Source organism: Enterobacter sp. K510, assembly GCF_055804875.1.
Genome location: NZ_JBNRLQ010000005.1, coordinates 30205 through 46717, shown reverse-complemented (window position 1 = coordinate 46717; position 16513 = coordinate 30205). Strand labels below are relative to the sequence as shown.

General features: G+C 55.0%; 17 protein-coding genes. 8 read left to right on the top strand and 9 right to left on the bottom strand.

Annotated features, from left to right (window positions below; translation table 11 throughout):
* Positions 1 to 3: 3 nt before the first annotated feature.
* Genes recF through dnaA form a run of 3 tightly spaced genes read right to left on the bottom strand, consistent with a single transcriptional unit; the run spans position 4 to position 3590 of the window.
* Positions 4 to 1077, bottom strand: coding sequence for a DNA replication/repair protein RecF (recF, locus tag ACQUTD_RS09945; RefSeq protein WP_473275447.1), 1074 nt, complete (start codon positions 1075 to 1077; stop codon positions 4 to 6).
* Positions 1077 to 2177 carry a DNA polymerase III subunit beta gene (gene dnaN / locus ACQUTD_RS09940; RefSeq protein WP_072570903.1) on the bottom strand — a complete coding sequence of 367 codons (1101 nt, stop codon included), beginning with the start codon at positions 2175 to 2177 and terminating at the stop codon, positions 1077 to 1079. The genes recF and dnaN overlap by 1 nt, the downstream gene beginning before the upstream one ends.
* A gap of 18 nt (positions 2178 to 2195) precedes the next feature.
* On the bottom strand, positions 2196 to 3590 hold the full coding sequence (dnaA, locus tag ACQUTD_RS09935) for a chromosomal replication initiator protein DnaA (RefSeq protein WP_072570902.1): 1395 nt from the start codon (positions 3588 to 3590) through the stop codon (positions 2196 to 2198).
* A 613-nt stretch (positions 3591 to 4203) separates the two neighbouring features.
* On the opposite strand from dnaA, the gene rpmH reads away from it, so the two are divergent.
* From rpmH to ACQUTD_RS09900, 7 genes are all read left to right on the top strand, one after another.
* Positions 4204 to 4344: a 50S ribosomal protein L34 gene (gene rpmH / locus ACQUTD_RS09930; RefSeq protein ID WP_000831330.1), complete on the top strand. Its 141-nt coding sequence runs from the start codon at positions 4204 to 4206 to the stop codon at positions 4342 to 4344.
* 15 nt (positions 4345 to 4359) lie between these two features.
* Positions 4360 to 4719: a ribonuclease P protein component gene (gene rnpA, locus ACQUTD_RS09925; protein WP_072570900.1), complete on the top strand. Its 360-nt coding sequence runs from the start codon at positions 4360 to 4362 to the stop codon at positions 4717 to 4719.
* Positions 4683 to 4940 carry a membrane protein insertion efficiency factor YidD gene (yidD, locus tag ACQUTD_RS09920; RefSeq protein WP_072570898.1) on the top strand — a complete coding sequence of 86 codons (258 nt, stop codon included), beginning with the start codon at positions 4683 to 4685 and terminating at the stop codon, positions 4938 to 4940. Before rnpA ends, yidD begins: the two co-directional genes overlap by 37 nt.
* Positions 4941 to 4942: 2 nt before the next feature.
* The gene (yidC, locus tag ACQUTD_RS09915; RefSeq protein ID WP_318362499.1) at positions 4943 to 6589 is read left to right on the top strand and encodes a membrane protein insertase YidC; all 1647 of its coding nucleotides are present in this window, start codon (positions 4943 to 4945) and stop codon (positions 6587 to 6589) included.
* A 102-nt stretch (positions 6590 to 6691) separates the two neighbouring features.
* Entirely contained in the window at positions 6692 to 8056 is a 1365-nt protein-coding gene (gene mnmE / locus ACQUTD_RS09910) for a tRNA uridine-5-carboxymethylaminomethyl(34) synthesis GTPase MnmE (protein ID WP_318377088.1), read from the top strand.
* Between the two features lie 213 nt (positions 8057 to 8269).
* On the top strand, positions 8270 to 8482 hold the full coding sequence (gene cspE / locus ACQUTD_RS09905; protein ID WP_003860775.1) for a transcription antiterminator/RNA stability regulator CspE: 213 nt from the start codon (positions 8270 to 8272) through the stop codon (positions 8480 to 8482).
* Between the two features lie 199 nt (positions 8483 to 8681).
* Entirely contained in the window at positions 8682 to 9407 is a 726-nt protein-coding gene (locus ACQUTD_RS09900) for a 4'-phosphopantetheinyl transferase family protein (RefSeq protein WP_072570893.1), read from the top strand.
* A 50-nt stretch (positions 9408 to 9457) separates the two neighbouring features.
* On the opposite strand, the gene ACQUTD_RS09895 is transcribed toward ACQUTD_RS09900, so the two are convergent.
* Complete coding sequence (locus ACQUTD_RS09895) at positions 9458 to 10795, bottom strand: NCS2 family permease (RefSeq protein WP_318362497.1); 1338 nt, start codon at positions 10793 to 10795, stop codon at positions 9458 to 9460.
* A 171-nt stretch (positions 10796 to 10966) separates the two neighbouring features.
* On the opposite strand from ACQUTD_RS09895, the gene yieH reads away from it, so the two are divergent.
* Positions 10967 to 11632: a 6-phosphogluconate phosphatase gene (gene yieH / locus ACQUTD_RS09890; protein WP_072570892.1), complete on the top strand. Its 666-nt coding sequence runs from the start codon at positions 10967 to 10969 to the stop codon at positions 11630 to 11632.
* 74 nt (positions 11633 to 11706) lie between these two features.
* Here the strand turns inward: yieH and phoU are convergent, their stop codons facing one another.
* The 5 genes from phoU to pstS all read right to left on the bottom strand — a co-directional run bounded on the left by phoU (position 11707) and on the right by pstS (position 16298).
* A complete protein-coding gene (phoU, locus tag ACQUTD_RS09885) occupies positions 11707 to 12432 on the bottom strand; it encodes a phosphate signaling complex protein PhoU (RefSeq protein ID WP_072570890.1) in 726 nt (241 codons plus the stop codon).
* A 14-nt stretch (positions 12433 to 12446) separates the two neighbouring features.
* The gene (pstB, locus tag ACQUTD_RS09880) at positions 12447 to 13220 is read right to left on the bottom strand and encodes a phosphate ABC transporter ATP-binding protein PstB (RefSeq protein ID WP_088221266.1); all 774 of its coding nucleotides are present in this window, start codon (positions 13218 to 13220) and stop codon (positions 12447 to 12449) included.
* Positions 13221 to 13267: 47 nt separating this feature from the next.
* A complete protein-coding gene (gene pstA / locus ACQUTD_RS09875) occupies positions 13268 to 14158 on the bottom strand; it encodes a phosphate ABC transporter permease PstA (protein ID WP_072570886.1) in 891 nt (296 codons plus the stop codon).
* Entirely contained in the window at positions 14158 to 15117 is a 960-nt protein-coding gene (pstC, locus tag ACQUTD_RS09870) for a phosphate ABC transporter permease PstC (RefSeq protein WP_072570884.1), read from the bottom strand. The genes pstA and pstC overlap by 1 nt, the downstream gene beginning before the upstream one ends.
* Before the next feature lie 140 nt (positions 15118 to 15257).
* Positions 15258 to 16298, bottom strand: coding sequence for a phosphate ABC transporter substrate-binding protein PstS (gene pstS / locus ACQUTD_RS09865; RefSeq protein WP_072570882.1), 1041 nt, complete (start codon positions 16296 to 16298; stop codon positions 15258 to 15260).
* Between the last annotated feature and the right edge of the window lie 215 nt (positions 16299 to 16513).

Sequence of the window (16513 nt, the reverse complement as noted above, 5' to 3'; positions counted from 1 at the left end):
GGGTTAATCCGTTATTTTACCCTTTTCCACGGTGAACATCTTCGAATTTTTGTCCGACATGTCCAGAACGTGTTCAGCGCTGATGGCGCTGACAAAGACCTGTGACTGCGTGGCTTTTAAGCGGCTGGCAAGCAGTCCGCGCCGTGCGTCATCAAGCTCTGAGGCAAAATCATCTATCAGGTATAAACAGCGTCGCCCGCTTTCACGGGTTAAGAACTCGCCCTGCGCCAGACGCAACGCACACATCAGCAGTTTTAACTGCCCGCGTGAGAGCGTATCTTCCACCGGCGCGCCGTCGGCACGAATGCGGAAATCCGCCTTGTGCGGGCCGTGCGCGGTGTAGGTCAGCATGCGATCGCGCTCGAAGCTACGCTCCAGCACATCGCCATAGTCGGTCTCTTTTTCCCAGCCGCGCTGGAAAGAGAAGCTCAGGGTGAATTCGGGTAGAAACTGTTTGCAGGTATCCGCCATATCTTCAGCGATGGCGGCGCTGTATTCGGCGCGCCATTGACTGATTTGTTCCGCCAGCGGGATCAACTCCTTATCCCACGGGCGCAACTGCGCATAGTGACTCACCTGGCGCAGCGCGGCGTTGCGTTGTTTCAGCAGACGCTTCAGGTTGCTCCAGGCGTTAAAGAATCCGGCTTCATTGTGAAAGCATCCCCAGTCGATGAATGCTCTTCTGTATTTGGGGCCGCCGTTGAGTAAAGTAAACCCCTCGGGCGTAATCAGTTGCATCGGCATCAGCAGCGCCAGCTCCGCGACTTTGTGTCCGTCGGTGCCGTCGATACGCACCGTGCTGTCGCCGAGCTTGTCTTTGGTCAGACCGATTAAGGTTTCGCGCTCCTCGCCCTGCAGACGCCCGTGCAGAATAAACGACTCCTGCTCGTGGCGAATGACGCGGCCAATTTGCAGACTGCGAAATGCCCGACCATGGCCGAGGGTGTAGATTGCCTCCAGCACGCTGGTTTTGCCGCTGCCGTTCGCGCCAACCAGGAAGTTAAAGCCGGGGGATAAAGCGAGATCCGCGCTCTCGATGTTGCGAAAGTCGCGGATCAACAAGCGGGTGAGCGACATTACAATCTCATTGGCATGACAACGTAAGCCGCACTCTGGCTGGCTGCATCTTCAATCTGCACGCTGGAAACCGAATCCGTCAGCATAATGCGGACGTTTTCGCACTTCAGCGCGTTCAGCACATCCAGCACGTAACTGACGTTAAAGCCAATTTCCATATCCGTGCCGCCGTAAGTGACGTCGAGGATCTCTTCCGCCTCTTCCTGCTCAGGGTTATTGGCGGTGATTTTGATCTGGTTCTGGCTGACATACAGACGCACGCCGCGGAACTTCTCGTTCGAGAGGATCGCCGCGCGGGCAAAGGCCTGTTTCAGGATGTCGCAGCCTGCTTCCAGGTGCTTGTCCGGGTTCTTCGGCAATACGCGGCGATAATCCGGGAAACGGCCATCAACCAGCTTGGATGTGAAGATAAAATCGCCGACGTGCGCGCGAATATTGTTGCTGCCGATTTGGATGCGCAGCGGCGAATCACCGCCGTCCAGCATACGCATCAGCTCGATCACGCCTTTACGCGGCACGATCACCGAATGGTTGGGCAGCGACTGCCCGACCGGCATGGAACAGACTGCCAGGCGGTGACCATCGGTCGCCACGGTGCGCAGCTCTTCGCCTTCGGTTTCAAACAGCATACCGTTTAAGTAATAACGCACGTCCTGATGCGCCATGGAAAACTGGGTCGCTTCGATCAGGCGCTTCATGGTCGCCTGCGGCAGGGTGAATTCCACTTCGCTCTGCCAGTCGTCCAGATTCGGGAAGTCTGCCGCCGGCAGGGTCGACAGCGAGAAACGGCTGCGCCCGGAGCGTACCAGCATACGGTCGCCCTCCAGCTGTACGGCGATCTCGGCGCCTTCCGGCAGGCCACGGCAAATATCAAAGAATTTGCGCGCCGGAACGGTGGTCGCACCGGGTTCGTGCGGCTGCAGCAGCGCGACGCGGGCCACCATTTCCATTTCCAGATCGGTACCGGTCAGCGACAATGCGCCGTCAGCAACCTGCAACAACAGGTTACCCAGAATAGGCAGCGTAGGACGACCACCCAGCGGGCCACTGACCTGCTGGAGCGGCTTAAGTAAATGTTCACGTTCAACGGTAAATTTCATAGCGTCACTTTCATCGCATCACGAAGATAAGGTTCTGATTAAATTGGAAAAGTCTTCTTTGATATCATGACTTTCTTCACGCAACTGCTCGATCTTACGGCAGGCATGCAGCACGGTAGTGTGGTCGCGGCCACCAAAGGCATCGCCGATTTCCGGCAGGCTGTGGTTGGTGAGCTCTTTCGCCAGCGCCATCGCCATCTGGCGTGGACGCGCTACCGAGCGGGAGCGGCGTTTGGACAGCAAATCCGCCACTTTAATTTTGTAATACTCCGCCACCGTTTTCTGAATGTTGTCGATGGTGACCAGTTTTTCCTGTAACGCCAGCAGATCGCGCAGGGCTTCCCGCACGAAATCAATGGTAATGGCGCGACCGGTAAAGTTGGCGTTGGCAATGACGCGGTTCAGCGCGCCTTCCAGCTCACGTACGTTTGAGCGCAGACGCTTGGCGATAAAGAACGCCACTTCACCCGGCAGACGAATGTCGTTTTCGTCGGCCTTCTTCATCAGGATCGCCACACGGGTTTCTAATTCCGGCGGTTCGATCGCAACGGTCAGCCCCCAGCCGAAGCGGGATTTCAGACGATCCTCAACACCGTTGATCTCTTTGGGATAACGATCCGAGGTGAGAATGATCTGTTGATTACCTTCCAGCAGGGCGTTGAAGGTGTGGAAAAACTCTTCCTGGGATCGTTCTTTATTAGCAAAGAACTGGATGTCATCGATCAGCAGGGCGTCAACGGAGCGGTAGTAGCGTTTAAACTCTTCGATCGCGTTGTTTTGCAGGGCTTTTACCATGTCCTGAACAAAACGCTCGGAGTGCATATACACCACTTTGGCGTTCGGCTTACGCGCCACAATGCCGTTGCCCACCGCATGCAGCAGGTGCGTTTTACCCAGACCTGTTCCCCCATAAAGGAAGAGCGGGTTATACGCGCCGCCTGGGTTATCCGCCACCTGACGGGCCGCAGCGCGGGCTAGCTGGTTGGATTTACCCTCAACGAAGTTATCAAAGGTGTGTTTGACGTTAACGTTGGAGCGATAGGTTGGCTCCGCGGGAGCCGGGACGTTGTCCCAGCCTGAGCGTGCAGGCGCGGGGCGCGGGGTATGCACCGCCGCCACCTGCGCAGGCGCGGCGACGTTCACCGTCTCCCTGACGGTCTGCGTGACCGGTTTGGTTCCCACTTCAAAACGCAGCTGGGGGACATCAGTACCGCAGAAATCATTGAGCAGCCCGTTGATGTTATTAAGGTATTTATCCCTTACCCAATCGAGCACAAAACGGTTTGGCGCATACAAAGCCAGCGTGTTATCACTCAGTTCCGCCTGCAATGGGCGGATCCACATACTAAATTCTGTGGCTGGTAACTCATCCTGCAATCGGGCAAGACACTGCTGCCAAAGCGAAAGTGACACGGCGGACTCCACTCGAACAAAGTCGATAAAATGACAAAGGCTGAATATTCATGATTGTTGACACACGTCGAAAAGGTCTCTGAAAGACCCCTGAAGGGTGACGTGCGAACCGCTATTTGCGATTTGTCCCTTTTTACGATCGAGGATCGCGATCGGGACCGCGGATCATAACGTAAACAGCCGAAGAGATCTTGTGTTTCTCACAGATTCTTCACCATTTATCCACAGGTCGATCCGAACCGGGTAAGTGTAAACGATCCTGGCAGGGTGCGGCAGGATTTAGCCTGCATATTGGAAAATATGCTGAGCAACGCCAAAATTTTGCTTAATTGATCTCAGGAAGATCCTTGAGGATCCTTGCGCTTTCGTCGCCAGCCCGTATAATCCTCCACCCGGCGCGCAGCGTATGATTTTTGTCGTTTAAGGCTGTTCATTTTACAGACAGAATCATGCGAAAATACGCGGGATATAAGGAAAGAGAATTGACTCCGGAGTGTACAATTATTACAATCCGGCCTCTTTATTCACCAACACTGAAGCGTACGCAGTTGGCCTTGCCAAACGAGCAGGCGCAAAAGTCAGTGAAATCATTCAAGTTTAGGTAGAAATCGCCATGAAACGCACTTTTCAACCGTCTGTACTGAAGCGCAACCGCTCTCACGGCTTCCGCGCTCGTATGGCTACTAAAAATGGTCGTCAGGTTCTGGCACGTCGTCGTGCTAAAGGCCGTGCTCGTCTGACCGTTTCCAAGTAATAAAGCTAACCCTGCGTGGTTAAGCTCGCATTTCCCAGGGAGTTACGCTTGTTAACTCCCAATCATTTCACATTCGTCTTCCAGCAGCCACAACGGGCTGGCACGCCGCAAATCACCATCCTCGGCCGCCTGAATTCGCTGGGGCATCCCCGTATCGGTCTTACCGTCGCCAAGAAAAATGTTAAACGTGCGCATGAACGCAACAGGATCAAACGCCTGACGCGCGAAAGCTTCCGTTTACGTCAGCATGAACTCCCAGCAATGGATTTCGTGGTGGTGGCGAAAAAGGGGGTTGCTGACCTCGATAACCGTGCTCTCTCGGAAGCGTTGGAAAAATTATGGCGCCGCCACTGTCGCCTGGCTCAAGGCTCCTGATAGCCCTTATTAGGGTTTATCAACGCCTGATTAGTCCGCTACTCGGGCCACATTGCCGTTTCACTCCAACCTGTTCGGCCTACGGAATTGAGGCATTGCGCAGGTTTGGAGTGATAAAAGGCAGTTGGTTGACGGTGAAACGCGTATTAAAATGCCACCCTTTACACCCGGGTGGCGACGACCCCGTCCCGCCAGGACCTTTTAATACCAGAGAACACTAACGATGGATTCGCAACGCAATCTTCTTGTCATCGCTTTGTTGTTCGTGTCTTTCATGATCTGGCAAGCCTGGGAGCAGGATAAAAATCCTCAGCCTCAGGCGCAGCAGACCACGCAGACTACGACCACCGCAGCGGGTAGCGCCGCAGACCAGGGCGTACCAGCCAGTGGCCAGGGAAAACTGATTACCGTTAAGACCGATGTGCTGTCTCTTACCATCAACACCCGTGGTGGTGATGTTGAACAAGCGCAGCTGTTAGGTTATCCGAAAGAACTGGGTTCTTCTGAGCCGTTCCAGTTGCTGGAAACCACCCCGGAGTTCATCTATCAGGCACAAAGCGGCCTGACAGGTCGTGATGGCCCGGATAATCCGGCTAACGGCGCACGTCCGCTGTATAACGTCACCAGTGACGCCTTTGTGCTGGCGGATGGCCAGAACGAACTGGCGATCCCAATGACCTATACCGACGCGGCAGGCAACACCTTCATCAAAACCTTTACGCTGAAACGCGGTGAGTATGCGGTGAACGTTGGCTACAACGTGCAGAACAGCAGCGCGAAACCGCTGGAAGTGGCAACCTTTGGCCAGCTGAAGCAATCCATCAATCTGCCGGCTCATCGTGACACCGGAAGCAGCAACTTTGCGCTGCATACCTTCCGTGGCGCGGCGTACTCCACGCCAGATGAGAAGTACGAAAAATATAAATTCGATACCATTGCCGACAACGAAAACCTGAACGTCACCGCAAACGGCGGCTGGGTCGCGATGTTGCAACAGTACTTCGCAACCGCGTGGGTTCCGCGTAACGACGTGGCAAACAATTTCTACACCAACAACCTGGGCAATGGCGTTGCCGCTATCGGCTATAAGTCTGCGCCGGTTCTGGTTCAGCCGGGTCAAACCGGTGCGCTGAGCAGCACCCTGTGGGTGGGTCCGGAAATTCAGGACAAAATGGCTGCTGTTGCGCCGCACCTTGATCTGACCGTGGATTACGGCTGGTTGTGGTTCATCTCTCAGCCGCTGTTCAAACTGCTGAAATGGATCCATAGCTTCCTGGGTAACTGGGGCTTCTCCATCATCGTTATTACCTTTATCGTTCGTGGCATCATGTACCCGCTGACCAAAGCGCAGTACACCTCCATGGCGAAGATGCGTATGCTGCAGCCTAAAATTCAGGCCATGCGTGAGCGTCTGGGTGATGACAAGCAACGTCAGAGCCAGGAAATGATGGCGCTGTACAAAGCAGAGAAGGTTAACCCGCTGGGCGGCTGCTTCCCGCTGCTTATCCAGATGCCAATCTTCCTGGCGCTGTACTACATGCTGATGGGCTCCATTGAATTGCGTCATGCGCCGTTCGCGCTGTGGATCCATGACCTGTCCGCACAAGACCCGTACTACATTCTGCCGATCCTGATGGGCGTGACCATGTTCTTCATTCAGAAGATGTCGCCGACGACCGTTACCGATCCGATGCAGCAGAAAATCATGACCTTTATGCCGGTCATCTTTACGGTGTTCTTCCTGTGGTTCCCGTCTGGTCTGGTGCTGTACTATATCGTCAGCAACCTGGTGACCATTCTGCAACAACAGATGATTTACCGTGGACTGGAGAAACGTGGCCTGCATAGCCGCGAGAAGAAAAGCTCCTGACGTCATGTTTGCCGGGTAAGCAAAGCGCCACCCGGCAAACAGAAAAGTTCTGACAGGGCGGTCGATTGACCGCCTTTTTTATTGGTTTTAAAGAGATAAATCATGAGCCATAACGACACTATCGTTGCGCAGGCCACCCCCCCTGGACGCGGTGGCGTGGGCATTCTGCGCATCTCTGGCCTTAAAGCGCGGGAAGTGGCTGACGTTGTGCTGGGCAAGCTGCCGAAGCCGCGTTACGCCGATTACCTGCCGTTTCAGGATGTTGATGGCAGCGCGCTGGATCAGGGGATCGCGCTGTGGTTCCCCGGCCCCAACTCCTTTACCGGGGAAGACGTGCTGGAGCTGCAGGGGCACGGCGGGCCGGTTATTCTCGATCTGCTGTTAAAACGCATCCTGAAGATCCCCGGCGTACGTATTGCGCGGCCTGGCGAGTTCTCTGAACGCGCCTTCCTGAACGATAAGCTGGATCTGGCCCAGGCCGAGGCCATTGCCGATCTCATCGACGCCAGCTCAGAACAGGCCGCACGCTCGGCGCTGAACTCGTTGCAGGGCGCGTTTTCCGCCCGCGTGAATCATCTGGTGGAAGCACTCACTCACTTACGCATTTACGTTGAAGCGGCCATCGACTTCCCGGATGAAGAAATTGATTTTCTCTCTGACGGTAAAATCGAAGCGCAGCTTAACGAGGTGATTGGCGATCTGGATGCCGTTCGCGCTGAAGCGCGTCAGGGCAGCCTGCTGCGGGAAGGGATGAAAGTGGTGATCGCAGGCCGTCCGAATGCCGGTAAATCCAGCCTGCTGAACGCGCTGGCCGGGCGTGAGGCGGCGATTGTCACCGATATCGCCGGTACCACGCGGGATGTGCTGCGCGAGCATATTCATATCGACGGGATGCCGCTGCATATCATCGATACTGCCGGTCTGCGCGAAGCCAGCGATGAAGTCGAGCGTATTGGTATCGAGCGCGCCTGGCAGGAGATCGAACAGGCTGACCGGGTATTGTTTATGGTGGACGGCACCACCACCAGCGCAGTTGATCCGGCAGAAATCTGGCCCGATTTTATCGCCCGGCTGCCGGCAAAGCTACCCATTACGGTGGTGCGTAACAAAGCAGACATTACCGGCGAGACGCTGGGCATCAGCGATGTGAATGGTCACTCACTTGTGCGCCTCTCCGCGCGCACCGGCGAGGGTGTGGATGTACTGCGCCACCATCTTAAAGCCAGTATGGGGTTTGATACCCGTATGGAAGGCGGCTTTATGGCGCGTCGTCGGCATTTACAGGCGCTGGAACTGGCAGCTGACCATCTGCAACAGGGTAAGGCGCAACTGCTCGGCGCATGGGCAGGCGAACTGCTGGCGGAAGAGCTGCGGCTGGCGCAGCAGGCGTTAAGCGAGATCACCGGCGAGTTCACGTCCGACGATCTGCTGGGCCGGATCTTCTCCAGTTTCTGCATCGGGAAGTGATCTCTTTAAAATAAACATTGCTACTCACTAAGGATCTGTGCGTTAATAGACTCATTGGTTTGACGCACAGACCTTTAAAGCAGTTAGTAAAGTAGTCCTCCAGAAGTTATCCAAAGATACCCTTCGTCGTGAGCTTCTCTTAATCGCTTCAAAAATTCTGTCAAGCACACCATCGCGCCGAAAGGCACTAATTCAATATCAAAGGTAATTTCTATGTCTGCTAAAATGACTGGTCTGGTAAAATGGTTCAACGCTGATAAAGGTTTCGGCTTCATCACTCCTGACGATGGCTCTAAAGACGTGTTCGTACACTTCTCTGCTATCCAGAACGATGGCTACAAATCTCTGGACGAAGGTCAGAAAGTGTCCTTCACCATCGAAAGCGGCGCTAAAGGCCCGGCAGCTGGTAACGTTGTAAGCCTGTAAGCTTCTCCGTTCTAAGCAAAGCATTTTAAAACCCGCCTCTGGCGGGTTTTTTCGTTTTCAGGGCCTGCTGTTAAAGGAAATGTAAAATTCCGGCACGGCGGTTCAAATCCTCTTTTTTCCTTAATCAAACCTGCGCACAATACAGGCCATTAGCTATCCTCGTTGTCTGATCCTTCAGACCATTATCACGGAGCGAAAAATGGCAACACACTTTGCAAGAGGGATCCTGACCGACGGTCATCTCACCTCAACGAGGCTGCCTTCTGCCTGCCACCACGCCGCACGTCAATTACCTGAACATCAGCGCCACCGCTTTCTTGCCTCCCGGGCGTTACTCGCTGAACTGATGTTTATGCTTTACGGCATCAGCGAACTGCCGGACATCGTCATCCAGCCGAACGGCCGTCCGGTATTTTTTGATATGCAGTTACCGCACTTTTCCCTCGCCTATGCCGGGAATATGGTTGGCGTGGCGATCACTACTGATGGTATTTGTGGGCTGGATATGGAGTTACAGCGTACGACGCGCGGTCTGCACAGCCCCCATGCGCAGGAACGGCAGATTTTCACTAACAATGAAAAGCTGTGGATCGGTAACCAGAACGATCCCAATGAAGCCCAGACACAGCTTATCACGCTGCGTCAGAGCGTATTAAAGATGGCCAGCCAGACGCAGGACTCGCCGGAGCTGTTACAGCTGCTGCCGGGTTCAGGTCGTCTGCGGGCGGCGCTGGCAGCACCTGTGGAAGCGTTGTGTGATGCGGAGGATGTGCTGATCTGGTCGGTAGCCGTCTCACCGGCGATGGAAACGCTGCGGATCTGGGCATTTGACAGTAAAAGCGGCTGGAGCAGCCTGCCGGATATTCAACAGCGGGCGAATGCCCCTGCGGCGCGTCTGATGCGGTTCAGCAGTTTGCCTGCCTGAGGGGGATCTGCCCTCACCCCGGCCATTGCGCCAGGATGAGGGAGCAAGGATTAATGCGCGTCGATAAAGGCAATCTTCAGCACAAACAGCAGCGCCACGACAACCACGCATGGGCTGAGTTCGCGCAGACGGCCGGTACCGATTTTCATCACGCAGTAAGAGATAAAGCCCAGCGCGATGCCTTCGGTGATCGAGAAGCTGAACGGCATCATCACGGCAGTGATAAAGGCCGGTACCGCTTCGGTCAGATCATCCCACTTCACCCGCGCCAGGCTTGACGTCATCAGCACGCCCACGTAAATCAGCGCGCCTGCGGCGGCATACGGCGGCACCATGCCTGCCAGCGGCGACAGGAAGATCACCAGCAGGAACAGCACACCTACCACTACCGCGGTCAGACCGGTGCGGCCACCCACGGACACGCCGGACGAGGATTCAATGTACGCGGTCACGGAGGAGGTGCCGATGAATGAGCCTGCCACAGACGACACGCTATCCACAAACAGCGCCTGCTTCATGCGCGGGAATTTACCTTTTTCATCCGCCAGGCCCGCTTTATCCGTCACGCCAATCAGCGTACCGGAGGAGTCGAACAGGTTCACCAGCATGAACGAGAAGATCACGCCCGCGAGGCCCAGATTAAAGGAACCGGCTAAATCCACATGACCGACCACACTGGTCACGCTCGGCGGCGCAGAAACAATGCCACCGTAATGCACATCGCCCAGCATCCAGCCCAGCAGTGTGGTGACCACAATGGAAACCAGCACGGCCGCGTGAATATTACGCGAGGCCAGAATAGCGATGATAAAGAAGCCCAGCACGCCCAGCAGTACGCTGTGAGACGACAGGTTGCCAATGGTGACGAGGGTTTCTGAATTCGCCACGATCACGCCAGCGTTTTTCAGACCCATCATGCCGATGAATAAGCCGATGCCGCTGGTGATACCCACGCGCAGGCTGACAGGGATATTGGCTATCATCCAGTAACGTACGCGGAAAATGGTCAGCAACAGCAGGCCAATCGCGCCCCAGAAGATCGCGCCCATGCCGATCTGCCACGGCAGCCCCATGGCGCCCACCACCACAAATGCAAAGAAAGCGTTCAGACCCATTGCCGGTGCCAGCGCAACCGGCAGGTTAGCGAACACGCCCATCAGAATGCTGCCAAGCGCGGCGATAAGACAGGTGGTCACAAACACCGCGCTGGTATCCATGCCAGCGGCGCCCAGGATTTGCGGGTTAACAAAAACGATATAGACCATCGTCAGGAAGGTGGTGAACCCGGCGATGACTTCGGTGCGTGCCGTTGTGCCGTGTTCACGCAGTTTAAACACGCGGTCGAGCAACCCCTGGCCTGATGGCTGGGTGGTGTGTTGTTGGCTCATTATCAATTTCCAAACATGGGAGGGAAAAATCCGTCGCTATCCTATACCAAAATGCGACAATGGTGATGGGTATCACCCATTTTTTTTCATTGATTTTGCTTATACGGCAACGATTGCGCGGCGTAATCTGCATCACGTAATCGTTAAAATTGCATTAAAACAGGAAACGGCATGTCCCAAATTGACGCGGTATTTTTCGACTGTGACGGCACGCTGGTCGACAGTGAAGTGATTTGTTCCCGGGCTTATGTCCATATGTTCCGGGAATTTGGCATTACGCTTGATCTTGAGGAGGTATTTAAACGCTTTAAGGGCGTGAAACTCTACGAGATTATCGACATCGTTAACGCCGAAAACGGCGTGGATCTGGCGAAAGCCGATCTCGAACCTGTCTACCGCGCCGAGGTCGCACGTCTGTTCGACAGCGAACTTGAAGTCATTGCGGGTGCAAATGCGTTGCTGGACGCGATGACCGTACCGATGTGTGTGGTGTCTAACGGGCCGGTAAGCAAAATGAATCATTCGCTGGGTAAGCTGGGAATGCTGCACCATTTCCCGGATTTATTGTTCAGCGGCTACGATATTCAGCGCTGGAAACCCGATCCGGCGCTGATGTACCACGCCGCGAAAGCAATGAACGTCGATCCGACGAAATGTATTCTGGTGGATGATTCCTCGGCCGGGGCGCAGGCGGGCATCGCGGCGGGCATGGAAGTGTTCTACTTCTGCGCCGATCCGCATAATAAGCCCCTTGACCACCCGAAGGTGACGACCTTTACCGATCTGGCGCAGCTGCCGGAATTGTGGAAGGCGCGCGGGTGGGATATTACCCGCTAAAAAAGCCGGATGGCGCTGACGCTTATCCGGCCTACAGGTTCTGATATTAAGGCCGGATATCCGGCCTTAAAAGATCACTCTTTCGGATCGCTGCCGGCGAGCAGTTTGTCCAGCTCGTCGCCGCCCACGTGGCGGAAATCCTGACCTTTCACGAAGTAGAAAATGTATTCGCAAATGTTCTGGCAGCGGTCGCCGATACGCTCGATGGAGCGCGCGCAGAACAGCGCTGTCAGTACGCTTGGGATCGTGCGCGGATCTTCCATCATGTAGGTCATCAGCTGACGCACAATGCCTTCATATTCCTGATCCACTTTCTTGTCTTCGCGGTAAATACGGATCGCTTCATCGAGATCCATGCGCGCGAACGCATCCAGCACATCATGCAGCATCTGCACCGTGTGGCGGCCAAGGGACTCCAGGCTCACCAGCAGCGGCTGGTGTTGCTGAGAGAATTTCTCCAGCGCCGTGCGGCAAATTTTGTCGGCCACGTCGCCAATACGCTCAAGCTCGGCGATGGTTTTGATGATCGCCATCACCAGACGCAGGTCGCTGGCGGTAGGCTGACGCTTGGCGATGATGCGCACACAGGCTTCATCAATTGCGACTTCCATCATATTGACCTGCTGGTCGCCTGCCACCACGCGCTTGGCCAGCTCGCTGTCCTGATTGTGCATGGCGGTGATAGCGTCAGAGAGCTGCTGCTCCACCATTCCACCCATGGTCATGACCTGAGTGCGAATACTTTCCAGCTCGGCGTTGAACTGGCCGGAAATGTGTTTATTGAGGTTAAGGTTATCCATAGCGTGCTCCTGAATCAGCCGTAGCGACCCGTGATGTAATCTTCAGTTTGTTTCTTAGCCGGCTTGGTAAACAGATCGTCGGTGTTGCTGAACTCAATAAGCTCGCCAAGGTACATAAACGCCGTGTGATCGGAGCAACGCGCAGCCTGCTGCATGTTGTGGGTCACGATAACCACGGTGTAATCCTGTTTTAACTCGGTGATCAGCTCTTCAATACGGCCAGTAGAGATAGGATCCAGCGCCGAGCAGGGCTCATCCAGCAGCAGCACTTCCGGGCGAATGGCGATGCCGCGGGCGATACATAAACGCTGCTGCTGACCACCGGAGAGCGAATAACCGCTCTGGTGCAGTTTATCTTTGGTTTCATTCCATAACGCGGCCTTGGTCAGCGCCCACTGGACGCGCTCGTCCATATCGGTACGGGAGAGCTTTTCAAACAGGCGCACGCCAAAGGCGATGTTGTCATAAATCGACATCGGGAACGGCGTCGGCTTCTGGAAGACCATGCCGACTTTAGCGCGCAGCAGCGCGATGTCCTGGGTATTGGTGAGAATATTGTCGCCATCCAGCAGGATTTCGCCTTCTGCACGCTGCTCCGGATAGAGCGAGTACATTTTGTTAAAAGTACGCAGCAGGGTGGATTTGCCACAGCCTGACGGGCCGATAAACGCCGTCACCTGGTTTTTGGCAATATCCAGACTGATATTTTTCAGGGCATGGAATTTCCCGTAATAGAAGTTCAAATCACGAACCTGGATCTTACCGGATGCAGTATCAACCATACTCATTTTACTCTTTCCTCATTCGGCGCGGCCCGTGGCCCCGCCGCAAAATATTAACCGTGTTTCTTCTTCGCGAAGATCACGCGCGCCAGAATGTTCAGCAACAGTACGCACAGGGTGATAATCAGCACGCCTGCCCAGGCCAGTTCCTGCCACTCGGCAAACGGACTCATGGCAAATTTGAAAATCGTCACCGGCAGGTTGGCGATAGGCTGCATCATGTCCGTGCTCCAGAACTGGTTGGAGAGCGCGGTAAACAGCAGCGGCGCGGTTTCACCGGCGATACGCGCAACGGCCAGCAGGATGCCGGTCAGGATGCCGGAAACAGAGGCTTTTAACGTAATGGAAGAGATCATCTTCCACTTCGGCGTGCCCAGCGCATAAGCGGCTTCACGCAGGCTGTCCGGCACCAGTTTCAGCATGTTCTCCGTGGTACGGATGACAATAGGCACCTGCAACAGCGCCAGCGCGATCACGCCTGCCCAGCCAGAGAAGTGCTCCATCTGCGCCACCACAATGGTGTAAACGAACAGACCAACCACAATCGACGGCGCAGAGAGCAGAATATCGTTAATGAAACGGATCACTTCCGACAGCCAGGATTTGCGGCCATACTCCGCCAGATAAATACCGGCCATAATGCCCAGCGGCGTCCCGATTGCGGTGGCCCAGAAAATTAACAAGCCGCTGCCCGCCAGGGCGTTTGCCAGGCCCCCGCCCGCCGTATTAGGCGGCGGCGTCATTTCGGTGAATAGCGCCAGTGACATGCCGTCGATACCGCGCGTCACCGTGGAGAACAGGATCCAGACCAGCCAGAACAGACCGAACGCCATGGTCGCCATTGAGAGCGTCAGCGCGATACGGTTCTTGAGACGGCGGCGGGCCTGCATTTTACGACGCGATTCCGCCAGAGCCGTGGTGTTTTGCATTTCGAGCGTCGCCATTATCGTGCCCCCTCGTTTTTCGCCAGGCGCATGATCATGACCTTAGAAATCGCCAGCACGATAAAGGTGATCACAAAGAGGATCAGCCCCAGTTCCATCAGCGCCGAAACGTGCAGGCCGGACTCGGCTTCCGCAAATTCGTTTGCCAGCGCAGAGGTAATGCTGTTGCCCGGCATATACAGCGAGGCGCTGTCGAGCTGGTAGGTGTTACCGATGATAAAGGTGACCGCCATGGTTTCACCCAGCGCGCGGCCCAGGCCGAGCATTACGCCGCCGATGACCCCATTTTTGGTGAACGGCAGAACAATGCGCCAGATCACTTCCCAGGTGGTACAGCCGATGCCGTATGCCGACTCTTTCATCATCACCGGCGTTTGTTCGAACACGTCGCGCATTACGGAGGCGATGTACGGAATGATCATGATGGCGAGGATCACCCCGGCCGCCAGAATACCGATACCGAACGCCGGGCCGGAGAAGAGCGCGCCCACAAACGGAATGTTCGACAGTACGTTGCCGACCGGCTCCTGGAAATATTTCGCAAACAAGGGCGCGAAGATGAACAGCCCCCACATGCCGTAAACGATACTGGGGATAGCCGCCAGCAGTTCAATGGCGATACCGAGCGGGCGACGCAGCCAGCCGGGCGCCAGTTCAGTCAGAAACAGGGCAATGCCGAAACTCACCGGAACGGCGATCAGCAGCGCGATAAATGAAGTCACCAGCGTGCCGTAAATCGGCACCAACGCCCCGTAAATATCGTTAGGCGCGTCCCAGTCTTTGGTCCACAGGAAAGAGAATCCAAACTTCTGAATGCTTGGCCAGGAGGAGAAAATAAGCGACACAATAATGCCGCCCAGCAGCAATAGCACAATCAGCGCAGCCAGTTTTACCAGTGCGCTGAAGATCATGTCGCCTTGTTTACCCGGTGGGTTAAAAGCGGGCTTAGTTGCAGCCATAGGTCACTCTTTTAGTTGAACTCTGTTTTGAACGATGCCCGGTGGCGTTACCGCTTACCGGGCCTACAAAAAAAGCATGTTAGCGGATTTTTGTAGGGCGGATAAGCGAAAGCGCCATCCGCCATCATTAACTACTTTGCTTAGTACAGCGCTTTACCGCTGCTGTCTTTCACGTTGGTTTTCCATGCCGCACGGATCTGCTCAACCACGTTGTCCGGCAGGGTAGCGTAATCCAGGTCATTCGCCTGTTTAGCGCCATCTTTATAAGCCCAGTCAAAGAACTTCAGCACTTCTGCGCCCTGCTCAGGTTTCTTCTGCTCTTTGTGGATCAGAATGAAGGTGGTGGAAGTGATCGGCCACGCATCATCGCCTTTCTGGTTAGTCAGGTCCTGAGCGAAGGTTTTGCTCCAGTCCACGCCTTTGGCGGCGTTAGAGAAGCTTTCTTCGGTCGGGGATACCGGTTTGCCATCCGCAGACACCAGTTTGGTGTAAGCCAGGTTGTTCTGTTTAGCGTAGGCGTATTCAACGTAACCGATAGAGCCTGGCAGACGCTGAACGAAAGCGGCGATGCCGTCGTTGCCTTTACCGCCCAGACCGGTCGGCCAGTTTACGGTAGAGCCTGAACCGATTTTAGATTTCCACTCTTCGTTCACTTTCGCCAGGTAGCTGGTGAACACGAAAGAGGTGCCGGAACCATCAGCGCGACGCACAACGGCGATGTTCTGCGAAGGCAGTTTCAGGCCTGGGTTGAGTTTCGCAATCGCGGCGTCATCCCATTTTTTGATTTTGCCGAGGTAAATATCACCCAGGGTTTTGCCGTCCAGCACCAGTTCGCCGGATTTCACGCCCTGCAGGTTAACCGCCAGCACCACGCCACCGATGACGGTAGGGAACTGGAAAAGGCCTTCCTGAGCCAGTTTTTCATCAGACAGCGGAGCATCAGACGCGCCGAAATCAACGGTGTTAGCGGTAATTTGCTTCACGCCGCCGGAGGAGCCGATACCCTGGTAGTTTACTTTGCTACCGGTGGCTTTCTGGTAAGTATCAGCCCATTTGGCATACACCGGCGCCGGGAAGGTTGCACCCGCGCCAGTCAGGCTTGCTGCTGCGTTAACAGCAAAAGCGCTCAGAGATAAGGTCGCAGCGACAACAGTGGCGACAGTGGTACGCATGGCTTTCATAATGACTCCTGCAAGATTTCGTAAATCGTTGTTTGAGTAGCTCCGGTATGCAAAATAGGACAAACAGGTGACAGTAAAATGTATGAAATATGACAGTTTTATGACAGCCGGGACCACTGGCGGGATAGTCAAAATAAAACCATTATAATCATATAATTACAAGATTTATGAACAGAGCATGACAGCGTCATTTTATTTTTATTACAGGATAAAAA

Excerpts from the sequence above, each read along its gene's own strand:
- yidC (WP_318362499.1), top strand. The coding sequence starts at position 4,943 with ATGGATTCGCAACGCAATCTTCTTGTCATCGCTTTGTTGTTCGTGTCT.
- yidD (WP_072570898.1), top strand. The coding sequence starts at position 4,683 with ATGGCGCCGCCACTGTCGCCTGGCTCAAGGCTCCTGATAGCCCTTATT.
- yieH (WP_072570892.1), top strand. The coding sequence starts at position 10,967 with ATGTCCCAAATTGACGCGGTATTTTTCGACTGTGACGGCACGCTGGTC.
- ACQUTD_RS09895 (WP_318362497.1), bottom strand. The coding sequence starts at position 10,795 with ATGAGCCAACAACACACCACCCAGCCATCAGGCCAGGGGTTGCTCGAC.
- pstS (WP_072570882.1), bottom strand. The coding sequence starts at position 16,298 with ATGAAAGCCATGCGTACCACTGTCGCCACTGTTGTCGCTGCGACCTTA.
- dnaN (WP_072570903.1), bottom strand. The coding sequence starts at position 2,177 with ATGAAATTTACCGTTGAACGTGAACATTTACTTAAGCCGCTCCAGCAG.
- ACQUTD_RS09900 (WP_072570893.1), top strand. The coding sequence starts at position 8,682 with ATGGCAACACACTTTGCAAGAGGGATCCTGACCGACGGTCATCTCACC.
- rpmH (WP_000831330.1), top strand. The coding sequence starts at position 4,204 with ATGAAACGCACTTTTCAACCGTCTGTACTGAAGCGCAACCGCTCTCAC.
- cspE (WP_003860775.1), top strand. The coding sequence starts at position 8,270 with ATGTCTGCTAAAATGACTGGTCTGGTAAAATGGTTCAACGCTGATAAA.
- mnmE (WP_318377088.1), top strand. The coding sequence starts at position 6,692 with ATGAGCCATAACGACACTATCGTTGCGCAGGCCACCCCCCCTGGACGC.
- pstC (WP_072570884.1), bottom strand. The coding sequence starts at position 15,117 with ATGGCTGCAACTAAGCCCGCTTTTAACCCACCGGGTAAACAAGGCGAC.
- phoU (WP_072570890.1), bottom strand. The coding sequence starts at position 12,432 with ATGGATAACCTTAACCTCAATAAACACATTTCCGGCCAGTTCAACGCC.
- recF (WP_473275447.1), bottom strand. The coding sequence starts at position 1,077 with ATGTCGCTCACCCGCTTGTTGATCCGCGACTTTCGCAACATCGAGAGC.
- pstA (WP_072570886.1), bottom strand. The coding sequence starts at position 14,158 with ATGGCGACGCTCGAAATGCAAAACACCACGGCTCTGGCGGAATCGCGT.
- pstB (WP_088221266.1), bottom strand. The coding sequence starts at position 13,220 with ATGAGTATGGTTGATACTGCATCCGGTAAGATCCAGGTTCGTGATTTG.